Origin of the sequence: Streptomyces pratensis (genome assembly GCF_037137275.1) — a bacterium.
GTDB lineage: Bacteria > Actinomycetota > Actinomycetes > Streptomycetales > Streptomycetaceae > Streptomyces > Streptomyces pratensis_B.
This window is the reverse complement of sequence record NZ_JBBBEN010000103.1, coordinates 19,597-35,476: the sequence shown is the minus strand read 5'-3', so window position 1 is coordinate 35,476 and position 15,880 is coordinate 19,597. Positions and strand designations below refer to the sequence as shown.

General features: G+C 74.1%; 9 protein-coding genes. 5 read left to right on the top strand and 4 right to left on the bottom strand.

Annotation, left to right across the window (positions count from 1 at the left end; translation table 11 throughout):
* Positions 1–100: 100 nt before the first annotated feature.
* Both V9U70_RS29340 and V9U70_RS29335 read left to right on the top strand, forming a co-directional pair.
* Entirely contained in the window at positions 101–3,715 is a 3,615-nt protein-coding gene (locus tag V9U70_RS29340) for a CDP-glycerol glycerophosphotransferase family protein (RefSeq protein WP_336680189.1), read from the top strand.
* A gap of 95 nt (positions 3,716–3,810) precedes the next feature.
* Positions 3,811–5,025 (top strand): hypothetical protein, encoded by a 1,215-nt coding sequence (locus tag V9U70_RS29335; protein ID WP_336680188.1) that lies wholly within the window; start codon positions 3,811–3,813, stop codon positions 5,023–5,025.
* 24 nt (positions 5,026–5,049) lie between these two features.
* On the opposite strand, the gene V9U70_RS29330 is transcribed toward V9U70_RS29335, so the two are convergent.
* Entirely contained in the window at positions 5,050–5,658 is a 609-nt protein-coding gene (locus V9U70_RS29330) for a TetR/AcrR family transcriptional regulator (RefSeq protein WP_336680186.1), read from the bottom strand.
* A 156-nt stretch (positions 5,659–5,814) separates the two neighbouring features.
* On the opposite strand from V9U70_RS29330, the gene V9U70_RS29325 reads away from it, so the two are divergent.
* Together V9U70_RS29325 and V9U70_RS29320 are read left to right on the top strand one after the other, a co-directional pair.
* The gene (locus tag V9U70_RS29325; protein WP_419724050.1) at positions 5,815–6,780 is read left to right on the top strand and encodes an ABC transporter permease; all 966 of its coding nucleotides are present in this window, start codon (positions 5,815–5,817) and stop codon (positions 6,778–6,780) included.
* Positions 6,773–7,576, top strand: a complete 804-nt coding sequence (locus V9U70_RS29320) for an ABC transporter ATP-binding protein (protein WP_419724049.1) — start codon at positions 6,773–6,775, stop codon at positions 7,574–7,576. The genes V9U70_RS29325 and V9U70_RS29320 overlap by 8 nt, the downstream gene beginning before the upstream one ends.
* A 128-nt stretch (positions 7,577–7,704) precedes the next feature.
* Here V9U70_RS29320 and V9U70_RS29315 read toward each other — a convergent pair whose 3' ends face one another.
* The 3 genes from V9U70_RS29315 to V9U70_RS29305 form a co-directional block, all read right to left on the bottom strand.
* On the bottom strand, positions 7,705–12,708 hold the full coding sequence (locus V9U70_RS29315; RefSeq protein WP_336680184.1) for an NAD-glutamate dehydrogenase: 5,004 nt from the start codon (positions 12,706–12,708) through the stop codon (positions 7,705–7,707).
* Between the two features lie 553 nt (positions 12,709–13,261).
* Positions 13,262–13,939 (bottom strand): HAD family hydrolase, encoded by a 678-nt coding sequence (locus tag V9U70_RS29310; RefSeq protein ID WP_336680182.1) that lies wholly within the window; start codon positions 13,937–13,939, stop codon positions 13,262–13,264.
* A gap of 38 nt (positions 13,940–13,977) precedes the next feature.
* Complete coding sequence (locus V9U70_RS29305) at positions 13,978–14,484, bottom strand: DUF6912 family protein (RefSeq protein WP_336680180.1); 507 nt, start codon at positions 14,482–14,484, stop codon at positions 13,978–13,980.
* Between the two features lie 272 nt (positions 14,485–14,756).
* On the opposite strand from V9U70_RS29305, the gene V9U70_RS29300 reads away from it, so the two are divergent.
* Positions 14,757–15,200: an Rv3235 family protein gene (locus V9U70_RS29300; RefSeq protein WP_336680178.1), complete on the top strand. Its 444-nt coding sequence runs from the start codon at positions 14,757–14,759 to the stop codon at positions 15,198–15,200.
* The last annotated feature ends 680 nt before the right edge of the window (positions 15,201–15,880 follow it).

Genomic DNA, 15,880 nt, shown 5'->3' with positions numbered 1-15,880 from the left:
GCAGCCGAGCGTAGTCCCGCCGCCGCCCGCCGGGCCGCCCGTGTTCACCCGTTCGGGGCAGCGCCGGTGACCCCGGGACCCGCTCTCTGTTGGCCAGGACATGAAGCCACTCCTCAGCGTCGTCGTCCCGGTCCACAACGTCGAGGACTATCTGGAGGACTGCCTGCGCTCGGTGGCGGACCAGACCCTCACCGCGATCGAGGTGGTCCTCGTCGACGACGGCTCGACGGACGGCAGCGCCCGGATCGCGGCGGACTTCGCCGCCCAGGACAGCCGCTTCCGCCTGGTGCGGCAGCGCAACGCCGGCCTGAGCGCCGCCCGCAACACCGGTGTCCGGCACACCACCCCCACCGTGCCGTACCTGGCGTTCGCCGACAGCGACGACGTCGTCGTCCACGACGCGTACGAGAGGATGACGGCCTCGCTGGAGTCGACCGGCTCCGACCTGGCGACCGGCAACGTATGGCGGCTGACCGGGCAGGGGCGGCACCAGGCCTGGCAGTACCGCTGGCTGACCGGCTCCCGGCCGCGCACCCACATCACCCGCGACCCGCGTCTGCTGGCCGACCGGGTGGCGTGGAACAAGGTGTTCCGGCGCTCCTTCTGGGACCGGCACGCCCTCTCCTTCCCCGAGGGGAAGCTGTACGAGGACGCCCCGGTGACGATCCCCGCGCACCACCTCGCCCGGTCCGTCGACGTCCTTCACGAGCACGTCTACTACTGGCGGGTGCGGGAGGGCTCGATCACCCGGCGGCGCACCGACGTCACCGGCGTACGGGACAGGATCGCCGCGTGCGAGCAGGTCAGCGCGTTCCTCGGGGCACGGGACGCGGAGCAGCGGCGGGTGTACGACGCGTCGTGCCTGCGGGACGACTTCGGTTACTTCCTGGACGGGCTGCCGCTGGGCGGCGACGCCTACCGGGCGATGTTCCTGGAGGGGGCGGGGGCCTTCCTCGACCGGGCGGGGCCCGGGGTGCTGGAGGGGCTGCCGGCCCAGCTGCGCGTCAAGTGGTCCCTGGTGCGGGAGCGCAGGACGGCGGAGCTGCTGACGGTGCTCGCCTTCGAGCGGGCCAACGGCGCGGGCGCCTTCGCCGTCGAGGGCCTGCCGGGCCGGCGGCGGGCGGTGTACCCCGGCGTGCACGGCGTGAGCGCCCGGCTCGCGCGCACGGACATTCCGGCGGTGGCCCGGCTGCTGGAGGCGCGCTGGGGAGCGGACGGGAAGCTGCGGCTGCGCGGGTACGCGTATCTGCGCAACCTGCCCGCCGCCTCGCCCCGGAGCCGGCTCACCGTGGGCGTGGTCCGGGCGGTCGGCGGGCGGCGGGTGCGCACGGCGCCGGTGCGTTCCGTGTACACGCCGGAGGCGACCGCGCACTCCGGTCAGGAGGTGCACGGTTACGACCACGCGGGCTTCGAGATGGTCCTCGACCCCGACCGGCTGCCCGCAGCGGAAGGGCGCGGCTGGTACGTCGGCCTGGTGCTCGCCGGAAGGGGCGCGGTCCGACGGGTGGCGGTGCGGGCCCTGGACGCGGGCGCGGAGCAGCCGCTCGTGCACGACCTGGGCGACGGGCGGCGGGCGGTGCTCGACCATCGGGCCGGCCGGCTGCGGCTGACCGTCTCCCCGCTCCGGGCCCTGGCCGTGTCGCACCGGACCGTCCGCGCGGCGGACGGGGAGGGCGAGGATCTGGAACTGACGGGCCGCCTCCTCCACGGGCCCCGGCCGACGGCCCTGCTGCTGTCCCGCGACGGGGCCGCCGAGCGCTCCTGCCCGGTGGTCCACGGGGCAGACCCGTCGAACGACCCGGGCGCACCGCGCGGCGCGGGAGAGGCGCGGGGGGGCGGCGCGGACAGCGCGGCGTTCACCGTGCGCATTCCGCTCACCGAACTCGCCGCCGTACCGCCGGCCCCGCGCCGGACCCCCCGCGAGGTCGAGGCGGAGAGCGGTGAGCGGTGGCGGATCGGGCTGCTCCTCGCCGACGGCTCCCGCGTCCCGCTGCCCGCCGCCCCCGACCTGCCGCCGCCCGCCCACGCGGACGCGGCGGGCGACCTGGTCCTGGACCTCGCGGAGCTGCCGGCCGTCGACCGCGTGGAGCGTACGGCGGAGGGGGCCGTGCGCGTCTCGGGGACGTACGGCGGAGCGCGGCGGGGCACGGCGGGAGCACAGAGGAGGCCGTGCGCCCCCGGGGGCGGGCGCCCGCAGGACCCGTCCGGAACGGAACGGGACCCGCGCCCGCCGGGCCCGACCGGAGCGGCGCCGGGCCCGCTCCCGCTCCGCCCCGGGGGGCCCGCCGCCCTCCTCCTGTGGCACGAGACCCTGCACGAGACGGTCCCGGTCGCGGAGCTCACCGTGGATTGGGCCGCGGGACGGTTCACCGCGGTGATCGACCCGCGGCTTCCGGAGGGCCGCTGGGGCGTCCGGCTGGACGGCCACCCGGTGCGCGTCCTGGCCTCCGCCGCCGCCCGGCTGCCCTGCGGCGACGACGTGCTCAGCCTGGAGCGACGGCACGGCGACCGGCTGACCGTGGTCGTCGGCGGGCCGACGCCGACCGCCGGGCGCAGTGCGTACGGCAGGCGGCTGCTGCGCGCCGCGCACTACACGCCCCGGCGCACCTCCCCCGCGCTCCGCGATTGCATCCTCTACGCGGGCGGCGACTCCCCGCGCGCCGTCCACGCCGAGCTGGTGCGCCGGGGCACGGACGCCGAACACCTGTGGGTCACCGGCGGCTCCCCGGGCCGGACCACCGACGTACCGCCCGGAGCGAGGGCCGTCGCCGTGCACAGCCCCGCCTGGTACGAGGCGCTGGCCCGCTCCCGCCGGATCGTCACGGACGCGCACCTGCCCGTCTGGTTCGAGCGGCGGCCGGGGCAGACCGTCCTCCAGACCTGGCACGGCACCCCGCTCGGCCGCTTCGGCACCGGGCTGGCGGACACCCTCTACGCCGACCACCAACACCTCGCCACCCTGCCCCACCGGTCGGCCCAATGGTCCCTGCTGATCTCCCCGAGCCGCTTCGCCACCCCGTGGCTGCGCCGGTCCCTGGCATACCGGGGCGAGGTGCTGGAGGCCGGCTCGCCCGCCAACGACATGTTGTTCCCGCCCGACCGCGACAAGGCCGCCGAGGAGCTCCGGCGGGTCCTCGGCCTGCCCCGGGAGGAGCGCGTCGTGCTCTGCGCACCGACCTACCGCGCCCACCTGGCGCACCCCCCGGCCGCGTCCGCCGACCACACGGTCCCCGGCCCGTACCGCTGGGACCCGGCCCTGGACCCGCACGCCCTGGCGCGAGCGCTCGGCCCCGGCCACACCGTCCTGGTCCGCCGGCACCCCCGGGTGACCGGCCGGCTCCAGGACGGGCCGGGCGTGCTCGACGTCTCGCACCGTCCCGGGGCCGCCGAGCTGCTCCTCGTCGCCGACGTCCTGGTCACCGACTACGCGGGGCTGATGTTCGACTTCGCGCTGACGGGCCGCCCGATGCTCTTCCACACGTACGACCTGGAGCACTACCGCGACACCGTCCGGGGCTTCTGCCTGGACTTCGAGACGCGGGCTCCGGGGCCGCTGCTGGTGACGACGGAGGAGGTGGCGCAGGCGCTGCGGGACACGAAAGCCCTGGCGGCCCGCCACGCCGACGCGTACGAGAGCTTCCGGCGCGACTACTGCGACCTGGACGACGGAGGGGCGGCGGCGCGGGTGGCGGACCGCCTGCTCGCGGAGGGGTAGAGCCCCAGGGGCGCCGGGCTTCCCGACGGGGTCCGGAAATCCCCCGGACGAGTGGCGGCGGGGAGAGCCGGGCCCGCGCACGGAACCCATCAGATGTGTCCCTCTCCCCCGATACCTCCGCCCCGTCCGACCTCCCTCCCGCCGCCACCGCGACCGAAGCCGACGAGGCCGTGCGGCCGCCCCTGTGGCTGCCGTCGCCCTACCTGCTGGTGGGCGGTCTGATGTGGGCCGCGCTGTCGGCCGCAGCCTGGCAGGCCCCGCTGTGCTGCGAGACCGGCCTCCAGGCGGCGGTCGTCGAGCGGCTGCGGGCGAACCTGCTGCACCCGTCGTTCCCGATGACGGACCTGCCCGCCGTGGCGAGCGCCCACTACTCCCCGTACGCGCTCCTCCAGGGCGTGGCCGCCCGCGCCACCGGGCTTCCGGGGGCGTCGGTCGTCGCGCTGGCCGCTTCTGCGAACCTGCTGCTCCTGCTCTCCGGGCTCGGCCGGATCACCCGGCTGCTCACCCCGCACCGCTGGGCGCCGGTCCTGGTGCTGGCGCCGCTGGCCCTGATCCACTGGGCGGACCCGGCCCGGTGGAGCGCGCCGAGCACCTTCGCGGTCGCCCTCGCGCTGCACCTGTGGGTCTGGACCGGCCGCGCGGCCGCCCGCGCCCCCCGGCCCGGCGACCCCCGGCCCGGCCGGACACCCCGGTGGAGCGACGCGGCGGGGATCGGGGTGCTGCTCGGGCTGGTCCTGCTGGTCCACCCGCCGACGGCGCTGGGCGCGGCGGTGGGGTGCGTCGCCCTGATCGCGGTCCGGCAGCGGACCCGCATCCGGCCGTCCCTGCGGCGGTGGGCGGTCGCCGCCGTGTGCGCGGTGACCGTGGCGGCGCTGTGGCCCTACTACAACGGGCTCACCGCCCCGCGCACCCCGGCCGACGCCAGGACCACGGGCCCCCCGGAGATCGGGGGGAAGCGGGCAGCCGGGGAGCCGTACACCTGGGCGACCGCGCACGTCCCGGCGGGCGAGGTGGTCCTGACGGACAGCCGCCCGGCGATGTACGCGCTGGCGGGGCACGGAGCGTACGTCCTGGCCGACGCGCTGCCGGACGCGGGGCTCGCGCCCACGGAGCGGCGCGAGCGGAGCCGTGCGGTCGCCGCCTACCTCACCGCGTCGACGCCGCAGGCCCGGCGGGAGAGGATCACCGCGCGGTACGGGGTGCGGTGGCTGCTGCTGACGCGCTTCCAGCGGCTGCCCGAGAACGCCACGGTGCTGGCGTTCGGCCCGCGCACCGGCGAGGTGCTGGCGCGCGTGGCGGCGGCCGACTGAGCCGCCGGGAGGGGGCGCGGCCGCTCAGGGGCGCCGGAGGGCGGCGACCGCGGAGGCCGCCAGGTCGTCCAGGTAGCCCTTCGGCAGGTCCCCGCGGACCACGACCAGACGCCAGTAGAGCGGGCCGACGATCAGGTCGAGCGCCCGGTCCGGGTCGCTGCCCTCGGGCAGTTCGCCCCGCGCCACCGCCTCCCGCACGACGACGGTGGCGACGCCCTGCTGCTGGTCGAGCAGGGCGGCCTTGATCGCCTCGGAGATCTCCGGGTTGCGGGCCGCCTCCACCAGCAGGTCGGGGATGACCTGCGAGGCGACCGGGTGGCGCAGCGCGTAGGCGGCCAGTTCGAGGACGGCGCGCACGTCCCCGTAGAGCGAACCGGTGGCCGGGGCGGGCATTCCCTGGGCGGCGACGGCCGCGACCAGGTCGAGGACGAGCGCCAGCTTGGACTTCCAGCGGCGGTAGACAGCCGTCTTGCCGACCCCGGCCCGCCGGGCGATGCCCTCGATGGACATCCGCGCGAACCCGACCGCGGCGAGTTCCTCGAAGACGGCGGCGCGGATGGCGTCCGTCACGTCCTCCCGCAGGACGGCGGCGCCTGCGGGAGCGCGGCGGCGGGTTCCCCGTTCGGTGCTCATGGGCCGCATGATAGTCGGCCGCGACGAAACGGTTGCGTTGCGACGTGGAAGCGTCCTACTCTCAGCGTTACGACGATACGGTCCCGTCCCAACGAGGGCGTCCCTACGGGACCGTATCGTTCCGTCCGCTCCTCTCCGCCTGCGTCGAAAGCGATCGTGGTGAGCCAGACAGCAGCTCCGCCGCCCCCGGTGGGCCCCGCGCCTCCCGCCGGCCCCTCCCCCGCCAGGGGCTCCACCGCCCCCGCCCACGCGCCCGGCGAGCTGGCGGCGCTCGCCGCCCGGCACGGCCTGACTGTGAGCGGGGCCCGGCCGACGCTCGGCGCGTACGTCCGACAGCTCTGGGGCCGTCGGCACTTCATCACCGCGTTCGCCACCGCCAAGCTGACCGCGCAGTACAGCCAGGCCAAGCTCGGCCAGGTCTGGCAGGTCATGACGCCGCTGCTCAACGCGACGGTCTACTACTTCATCTTCGGCGTCCTGCTGGACACCAGGCGCGGCGTGGAGGACTTCGTCCCGTTCCTGGTCACGGGGGTCTTCATCTGGACCTTCACCAGCAGTTCGATCACCGCGGGGATGCGCGCCATCAGCGGGAACATCCAGCTGGTGCGGGCCCTGCACTTCCCGCGCGCCTCGCTGCCGGTGGCCCTGGCCCTCCAGCAGGTGCAGCAGCTGCTCTTCTCGCTGGCGGCGCTGTTCCTGATCCTGCTGGTCTTCGGCCAGTACCCCCAGCCGTCCTGGCTGCTGGCCGTCCCGGCCCTGGCGCTCCAGGCCCTGTTCAACACCGGCGTCTCGATGGCCGTGGCCCGGCTGACCGCGCGCACACCGGACATCGCCCAGCTGATGCCGTTCGTCCTGCGGACCTGGATGTACTCGTCCGGCGTCATGTGGAGCCTGGACAGCCTGCTCGCGGGGGACCGCGTCCCGCACGCGGTGCTGGTGGCGCTGGAGTACAACCCGGCGGCCCTCTACATCGACCTGATGCGGTACGCCCTGATCGACAGCTTCACCGGAGCCCATCTGCCGCCGCATGTGTGGGCGGCCGCGGCGGGTTGGGCGCTGGTGTGCGGGGTGGCCGGTTTCGTGTATTTCTGGAAGGCGGAGGAGACGTACGGACGTGGCTGAGACCCGGACTTCCCCGGACGCGCCCGTGAGCGACGAGCGGGTCCCCACCGTCGTCGTGGACGACGTCCACATCACCTACACGGTTCACGGCGCCCGGGCCGGCCGGTCCAGCGCGGCCTCGGCGCTCAGCCGGCTCGCCTCCCGCCGCAGGCCCCCCGGCGCCCGCACGGTGCACGCCGTGAAGGGGGTCAGCTTCGCCGCCTACCGGGGTGAGGCGATCGGCCTGATCGGCTCCAACGGCTCCGGCAAGTCGACGCTGCTCAAGGCGGTCGCGGGGCTGCTCCCGCCGGCCCGCGGCCGCGTCCACACGCAGGGCCAGCCCGCGCTGCTCGGCGTGAACGCGGCGCTGATGGGCGATCTGACCGGCGAGCGCAACGTGGTGCTGGGCGGGCTCGCGATGGGCATGACGCGGGAGCAGATCCGCGCCCGCTACGAGGAGATCGTCGACTTCTCCGGCATCAACGAGAAGGGCGACTTCATCACGCTGCCGATGCGCACCTACTCCTCGGGGATGGCCGCGCGGCTCCGCTTCTCCATCGCGGCCGCCAAGAGCCACGACGTCCTGCTGATCGACGAGGCGCTGTCCACGGGCGACGCGAAGTTCCAGCGCCGCAGCAAGGACCGCATCGAGGAACTGCGCGCAGAGGCGGGCACGGTCTTCCTGGTCAGCCACAGCAACAAGTCGATCACCGAGACCTGCGACCGGGCCCTCTGGCTGGAGGCCGGCGCCCTGCGCATGGACGGTCCGGCGAAGGACGTGGTGGCGGCCTACGAGGCGTTCACCAAGCGCCCGTAGCCCGGTCCGGCGCACCGGGCCGCCTCCCCGCCCGGCGCCGGGCGTGGCGTGCCTCGCGCCCGGGGGACACCACGCCCGGGGGCCCGCGCCACCNCCACAGGCGCGGGCCCCCGGGCGTGTCCGTACCTCTACGCGTGCGTACGCAGCAGCGTGCGCATCGTCCGCATCGCGACCGACAGGTTGGCGAGGTCGAACGCGTCCGAGCTCTGGATCTCCTCCAGCGTCGAGCGCGACCGGGCCAGGATCGCCGCGTTCTTCTCCTCCCACGCCTGGAACCGCTCCTCGGGGGTGGAGGACCCGTTCCCCACGCTCAGCACGTCCGACGTGAGCGCGGCGTGCGCCGCGTACAGGTCCTCGCGGATGGAGGCGCGGGCCATGGACTGCCAGCGGTCGGCCCGCGGCAACTCGATGATCCGGTCCATCAGCTGGGTGATCCGCAGCCGGTCCCCCAGGTCGTAGTACACCTCGGCGACCTCCAGCGGCTCCTTGCCCGTGCGGTCGGCGATGGCCACGATGTCCAGCGCCGGGAAGGCGGAGGAGAACCCGGCCACCCGCACGGCCAGCTCGTCCGGGACGCCCGCGGAGGTCAGCTCGTCCAGGATCGAGTGGTACCAGTCCAGGTCGGCGCCCCTGAGCAGCTTGGGCAGGTCGCTCCAGACCTGCTCGACGCCGTCCCGGAACCCCTCGATGGTCTCCGCGATGGCGACCGGCTGCGGGCGGTTGCCCAGCAGCCAGCGCGAACCGCGCTCGACCAGTCGGCGCGAGTGCAGCCGAATCCGGGTCTGGACGTCCGCGGCGACCCGGTTGTCGAGCGCCTCGACCGCATCCCACACCGAGGACAGGCCGAAGATCTCCCGCGCCGCGAACTGGGCCCGCACGATCTCCTCGATGGACGCCCCGGTCTCCTCGCGCAGCCGGTGCAGGAAGGTCGAACCGGCGGTGTTCACCGTGTCGTTGACCAGCACGGTCGTGATGATCTCGCGGCGCAGCGCGTGCCCGTCGACCGCCTCGGGGAACCGCTCTCGCAGCTGGCTCGGGAAGTAGGCGTGCACCAGCTTCTGCAGGTGCGGATCGTCCGGCAGGACGGTGGAGATCAGCTCGTCGGCCGCCGTGATCTTGGTGTACGCGATCAGCACCGCCAGCTCGGGCTGGCTGAGCCCCGTGCTGTTGCTCAGCAGCTCGCGGACGTGCCGGTCGGCGGGCAGGAACTCCAGCGCCCGGTCGAGGTGTCCGTCGCGCTCCAGCCGCCGCATGAAGCGCTGCTGGGCGTGGAGCAGGGACGGGGCCTGGGCCGCGGCGTTGGAGAGCGCCACGTTCTGCGCGTAGTTGTTGCGCAGGACGAGCGCGCCGACCTCCTCGGTCATGTCGGCGAGCAGCTTGTTGCGCTGCTTGACGGTCATGTCACCGTCCCGGACCAGACCGTTGAGCAGGATCTTGATGTTCACCTCGTGGTCGGAGGTGTCCACACCGGCGCTGTTGTCGATCGCGTCGGTGTTGATCCGGCCGCCGCTGCGGGCGAACTCGATCCGGCCGAGCTGGGTGGCTCCGAGGTTGCCGCCCTCGCCGACGACCTTGGCCCGGAGGTCCTCTCCGTTGACGCGGATCGCGTCGTTGGCCTTGTCGCCGACGTCGGCGTTCGACTCGGACGCGGCCTTGACGTACGTGCCGATGCCGCCGTTCCACACGAGGTCGACGGGGGCCTTGAGGATGGCCTGCATCAGCTCGGCGGGGGTCATCTTGGTCACCGGCCCGCTGATGCCGAGCGCCTCGCGGAGGTGGGCGTTGAGCGGGATGGACTTGGCGCTGCGCGGGTGGATGCCGCCGCCCGCGGAGAGCAGGTCGGTGTCGTAGTCCGCCCAGGAGCTGCGGGGCAGGTCGAACAGCCTGCGGCGCTCTGCGTACGAGGTCGCCGCGTCCGGGTTCGGGTCGAGGAAGATGTGCCGGTGGTCGAACGCGGCGACCAGCCGGATGTGCTCGGAGAGCAGCATCCCGTTGCCGAAGACGTCACCGGACATGTCCCCGACGCCGACGACCGTGAAGTCCTGGGTCTGGGTGTCGTGGCCCAGCTCCCGGAAGTGCCGCTTGACGGACTCCCACGCGCCGCGGGCGGTGATGCCCATGCCCTTGTGGTCGTAGCCCGCCGAACCACCGGAGGCGAACGCGTCGCCCAGCCAGAAGCCGTAGGCGACGGCGACCTCGTTGGCGATGTCGGAGAAGCTCGCGGTGCCCTTGTCTGCCGCGACGACGAGGTAGGTGTCGTCCTCGTCGTGCCGGACGACGTCGACGGGCGGCACGACCTGGCCGGCCACCATGTTGTCGGTGATGTCCAGGAGCGCCGAGATGAAGGTGCGGTACGCGGCGATGCCCTCGGCCAACCAGGCGTCCCGGTCGACGGACGGGTCCGGCAGCTGCTTGGCGACGAAACCGCCCTTGGCGCCGACCGGCACGATGACGGTGTTCTTCACCATCTGCGCCTTGACCAGGCCGAGGATCTCCGTACGGAAGTCCTCCCGCCTGTCGGACCACCGCAGGCCGCCGCGGGCGACCTTGCCGAATCGCAGGTGGACGCCCTCCACCCGCGGCGAGTAGACCCAGATCTCGAACGCGGGGCGGGGCGCGGGCAGGTCCGGGATGGCCTGCGGGTCGAACTTCATCGACACGTAGCTGTGCGGGGCCCCGTCCTCGGCGGCCTGGAAGAAGTTGGTGCGCAGGGTGGCCTTGATGACGGTGAGGAAGGAGCGCAGGATGCGGTCCTCGTCGAGCGAGGCGACCTGGTCCAGGGCCCCGTCGAGCTCTTCGAGGAGGCCGTCGGTCAGCTCCGTGCCCGCGCTCTGGCGGCCGGGCGACATGCGGGCCTCGAAGAGCGAGACGAGCAGCCGGGTGGTGTGGACGTTGTTACGGAGCGTGGACTCCATGTAGTCCTGGCTGAAGGTCGCACCGGCCTGCCGCAGGTACTTGGCGTACGCGCGCAGGACCATGGCCTGGCGCCAGTTGAGACCGGCGCTCAGGATCAGCGCGTTGAAGCCGTCGTTCTCCGCCTGCCCCCGCCAGACGGCCGCGAAGGTGTCCTGGAAGCGGGTGCGGGCGTCGTCGGCGAGGTGTCCGCCGCCCCCGTCGGTCTGCGGCATCCGCAGACCGAAGTCGTAGACCCAGGCGTGGGTGCGGTCCGCGCAGCGCAGCTCGTAAGGGCGTTCGTCGACGACCTCGACGCCGAGCTGCTGGAGTGCGGGCAGGACGGCGGAGAGCGAGACCTGCTCGCCGGTCCGGTAGATCTTGAAACGGCGCTCGCCGGGGCCCGCGCCGACCGGCTCGTACAGGCTGAGCGCGAAGTCCTTCTCGTCCTTCCTGAGGGTCTCCAGGTGGACCAGGTCGGCGACGGCGGCGCGCGGTGAGTGGTCGGCCTTGTAGCCCTCGGGGAAGGAGTGGCCGTACTGGCGCTGGAGTTCGGCGCCGCGTTCCTCGCCCAGCTCTGCGGTGAGCGCCTCCTGGAAGCCGTCGGCCCAGGACCGGGCGGCCTCGACGAGACGGGCCTCGACGCGGTCGGCGTCGGCGTCGGTGAGGTGCGGCAGCTCGGTGCCCGGCGGGACGCGGATGACGAAGTGCAGCCGGGAGAGAATCGATTCGGTGTTCCAGGCGGTGAAGTCGACGCTGGTTCCGCCCAGCTCCTCCTTGAGGATGTCGATCAGCCGCAGGCGCACGCCGGTGGTGTAGCGGTCGCGCGGCAGGTAGACGATCGCGGAGTAGTAGCGCCCGTACTCGTCCTGGCGCAGGTAGAGCCGCAGCCGGCGGCGCTCCTGGAGGTAGAGCACGGAGGTGACGATGGAGCGGAGCTGGTCGACGGGCGTCTGGAACAGCTCGTCGCGCGGGTAGGTCTCCAGGATCTGGAGCAGGTCGCGGCCGTCGTGGCTGTTGTACGAGAAGCCCGCGCCCTCGACGACCTCGGCGACCTTGCGGCGGATGACGGGGACCCGGCGCACGGACTCGGTGTAGGCGGCCGAGGAGAACAGGCCGAGGAAGCGGCGCTCGCCGACGACGTTGCCCTTGGCGTCGAACTTCTTCACGCCGACGTAGTCGAGATAGCTGGGCCGGTGCACGGTGGCCCGGCTGTTGGCCTTCGTCAGGACGAGGAGCTTGTGCTCACGGGCCTTGGCGCGGGCGTCGGCGGGCAGCCGGCCGAAGGACGGGCTGACCGGGTGGGCCTCGTCCTCGCTGTGGTGCGGGTCGGAGCGCAGGATGCCCAGCCCGGTGCCGGGCACGGCGGCCAGCGCGTCGCTGTCCCGCAGCTCGTACTCGCGGTAGCCGAGGAAGGTGAAGTGGTCGGCGGCCAGCCAGCGCAGCAGCTCGCGGGCCTCCTCGACCTCCTCCTCCGCGAGGTCGTCCAGGGGCTCGCCGGGAAGGCCGTCGGCGATCCGGAGGGCGGCGTCGCGCATCTTCCCCCAGTCCTCGACGGTCTCCCGGACGTCCGAGAGGACGCGCAGCAGGTCGGCGGTGATCTGCTGGAGGTCGGCGCGGTCGGTCTCGCGGTCGATCTCGACGTGAATCCAGGACTCGACGAGCGCGTCGTGCGGCAGCTCGGCCCGGACGGCGTCGGCCCCCTTGCCGGACGTGAGGCCCTTCGGGACGCCGGGGCCGTCGGCGAGCACCTCGATGAGCTTGCCGGCGATATCGCGGCGGACGGTGACCTGCGGGTGGATCACGACGTGGATGCCACGGCCCTGCCGGGACAGCTCGTTGGTGACGGAGTCCACCAGGAACGGCATGTCGTCGGTGACGACCTCGACGACGGAGTGGCTGCAGGTCCAGCCGTTCTCCTCGACCGTCGGGGTGTGCACCCGGACGTTCGCGGTGCCCTGCGGACGGTTCTCGGCCAGCCGGTAGTGCGAGGCCGCGGCCCCGAACACGTCGACCGGATCGCGGCCGTTGAGGTCCTCCGGAGCCGTGTGGAGGTAGTAGCGCTGGAGGTAGGCGAGCACCGCGTCCTGACCGGGGCGGGCCCCTTCGCCGACCCCGGCGGCGACCTGCAACCGGGGGGCGATCCCCGGGCCACCGGCACCACCGCCCGGGCTGTTGTCAGCTACCTTGGCGGCCCGTGCGAGCAGCTCGGCCTTGGCTTCGTCCAGCTTGGTCTGCATGTCCTCTGGCTCCTGTCGCGCGCCGTTGCGTGACGTAGGTGAGAAAAGCGGCGTACCGCCACGACACAGGGTTTCCGGTCTGGGTCGACGCTATGCCGCTTCGAGAGATACCCGGGACCATACTGGCGATTCTCGGCAGCAGATCCGGGGTCGGGAGATCGCGGTTCGCCCGGGTGCGGTGGCACTCCGGGCGGCGGCCGGGGGCTTCGCTGCCCCCGAGGCGTATCGCGCTGATCACGGCACCAGGCTATCTCTCCCCCACCCCGGCCCGTCATGAGCCGCTTATGCACAAAAGAACGCCCCGAACTTTGACGTTCCGGACAGTGCGCCGCGTCTGCTTCGCTCACTCGTGAAACCGGGGCAGGCCGTCCGCACCGCAGGAGAGAGGCCGCCCGCCCCGCGAGGCCGGCGCCGGCCGACCCGGAGCGCGACAGCCCGGCAGACCGCCGCCCTGGAGCCGCACCGCACCCCGGCCCCCGGCGGTCCAGGCCGGTGCGTCCGCGTGCCCCGGCCGGTCGCGAGGGCCTCCGCGCGCCGCCCGGGGCGTCCACGCTCACCGCGAGAAGGTCTCCGCGAGCGCCACCGCCTCGGTCAGGCTGTCCACCACCGGCACGCCCGCCGCCTCCAGGCTGCGGCGGCTGTGCGATCCCCCCGTGTACAGCACGGCCCGCGCTCCCACGTGGGCGGCTGCCACCGCGTCGTCCAGCGCGTCCCCGATGACCACCGAGTGCTCCGGCGCGATGCCGGCGGCATCGGCCAGTGCCGCGAAGTGCCGCTCCATGTGGAGCGCCTTGCTCCCGCCGGACGGGCCCGTGCGCCCGTCGACGCGGACGAAGCGCGGCTCGATGCCGTACCCGCGCACCGCGGGCACCAGCTGCTCGTGCCCGTACATGCTCAGCAGGGACTGACTGCGCCCGGCCCGCTGCCACCCGGTCAGCAGCTCCTCGGCCCCCGCGGTGAGCCCGCAGGCCACCCGCTGCTCGGTGTAGTACCGGTGGAAGCCGGCGTCCATCCGCTCCCACTCGGCCTCTGTGGGCTGCCAGCCCAGGAACCGCTCGTAGAAGCGCGGGATGGGTATGCAGTACATCTCGCGGTACCGCTCCAGCGTGACCGGCGCCAGACCGACTTCCGCGAACGCGGCGTTCGTCGCGTGCACGACGGCCTGCATGTCGTCGAGCAGCGTGCCGTTCCAGTCCCAGACCAGATGCGTGCGTGTCGTCCCGGAAGTCATAGGGAGAAAATACCCGCCGGGTCCGACAGCGCCCTCCCTCAGCCGATGAGCTGCGGGATCTCCTGGACGCCGAACCAGAGCAGCTCGTGGTCCTCCGCGCCGTCCACGGTGAACCGCGCGTCGTCGTCGCCCCGGTCCGCCGCCTCCAGCGCCGCCGCGGCGGCCGCCACGTCCTGCCCGGCGTCCTCGGCGTCCACGTGCACCGCGGCCGCCTTGGCCAGCGGCAGCGCCCTGGCGATCCGCACCTCCCCGATGGACGACGCGTCCAGCCCGTGGCCGGGGTCGGCGACAGCCGCCCCGTCCGGCACGTCGAGGGCGAGGACGACCCGTCGCCGCGCATCGTCCGGGCTCTGGGCGATCAACCTGAGCGAGGCGGCGGCGGCCCGGTTGAGCGCCGCGTACTCCAGCTCCTCGATGTCGTCGGAGACGTACCACTCGCGCAGCCCGGGGGTCACCGCGTATGCCGTCAGCGGCCCGGGGCCGACCTCGCCCGCACCCTGCGCCGCTGCGAGACCGGAGAGGGTCAGGGGGACGTACACGCGCATGGCAGCCGCTTTCGTAGGGGGAGAACGCCCTCAGGATACGTGGGAACGTCCCCTTTCGGGTTTCGGCAACCGGGGTCTTCCGTCCACCGCGTACGGCCCGTCACCCCCACCGGTTCCCTTGCCGCACAAGGGCCGTGCCACTGATAGGTGAACGTGCCCCGCGCCGAGCGGCGCCGCGAGGCCCCTTGCGGCGCTGACGACCGCCCCCGTAGAAGATCCCCAACAGGAGTTACCGCCCGGTAGATACCGGGCCCGGTCAACGGGGGCGAAGCATGAGCACGGACAGGACGAGGCCCGCCGGCCGCCGCGACCAGCGCGGCCCTCGGTCAGTACCCCCGCAGCGGTCGCGCCGGACGGCGCAGCGGCCGCCGCGGCCCCACCAGTGGTTCGCCGAGCGCCTGCTCGCGGTCCTCAGCGGCCAGCGACCGGTGCACTGGATGCTCGGCCACACGGTCGGCGACGCCTACGACCAGCTCGCCGAGCTGGCCCCGAGCGCGCCGCCGGGGGCCGCCCGGGGCAGTCGTCCCGTGCTGCGCCACTGCCGCGGGGCCCAGCCCGCCACGGGCGTGGTGGAGGCCTTCGCCAGCATCGCGGAGGGGGACCGGGTCCGGGCGATGGCCTTCCGTCTGGAGCAGGGCGACGACCGGCGCTGGCGCTGCGCGGCCGTGGAACTGGGCGGCGAGCGCCTCGCCGTCGGCTCCCCCGGCCCGCGGTGACCCTCCACGGCGGGCGGACGGGCCAGTCCCCCGGGGCCGCGCGGGCCCCGGCAGGGGCCAGGGGCCGGGGGCCGGGTCAGGGGCTGTTCCGCTCGGGCGCCCGACCGGGAGCCGTCGAGACTTCCGTACTCCACGACGCGGCCGTCCACCATGGCTGACCGGGGACGAGACCGTGGGGACAGTCGGCAGCGGACATCGGGGCCGGTCTCGTCAGGCCCCACCGGAGCAGGGACGAGCCGGCCCCCGTCCCGGCGGGCCGGGTGCACCGACGCGGCTCGCGCGCTTCGGCCGGCCCGCACCGGCCGCCGGAGCGTCGAAGCCCAGCAGGAGCCGCGCACCACCGCAGTCGCCCGCGACCCTCTCCCGGCGGGGCCACGCCCCGCAGTCGCCTCTGCGCGCCCCCGCGGCACGGGCCGCAGCGCCGGGTCCCCGCGCGAACAGGCACGTAGGAGTGCCGACAGGCCGTCCGGCCCACCGCCGAGGCCGGGCCCGCCCTCGGCGCTACGGAACAGCCGCCCCGGCACGCCGCCCGGCAGCGGGCCCAGAGGAGCTGCCGCCCCGATGGCGGCGCACCCGCCCCTCGCGCGTCAGGACCGCCTCAGCTCGCCGACGGGCTCACGTCCACCGCCCGCCGGCGGGGCGCCCCGCCCCTGCCCCCGCCTCTCGGAACGCGGCCGGGG

Excerpts from the sequence above, each read along its gene's own strand:
- V9U70_RS29340 (WP_336680189.1), top strand. The coding sequence starts at position 101 with ATGAAGCCACTCCTCAGCGTCGTCGTCCCGGTCCACAACGTCGAGGAC.
- V9U70_RS29330 (WP_336680186.1), bottom strand. The coding sequence starts at position 5,658 with ATGAGCACCGAACGGGGAACCCGCCGCCGCGCTCCCGCAGGCGCCGCC.
- V9U70_RS29315 (WP_336680184.1), bottom strand. The coding sequence starts at position 12,708 with ATGCAGACCAAGCTGGACGAAGCCAAGGCCGAGCTGCTCGCACGGGCC.
- V9U70_RS29310 (WP_336680182.1), bottom strand. The coding sequence starts at position 13,939 with ATGACTTCCGGGACGACACGCACGCATCTGGTCTGGGACTGGAACGGC.
- V9U70_RS29305 (WP_336680180.1), bottom strand. The coding sequence starts at position 14,484 with ATGCGCGTGTACGTCCCCCTGACCCTCTCCGGTCTCGCAGCGGCGCAG.
- V9U70_RS29300 (WP_336680178.1), top strand. The coding sequence starts at position 14,757 with ATGAGCACGGACAGGACGAGGCCCGCCGGCCGCCGCGACCAGCGCGGC.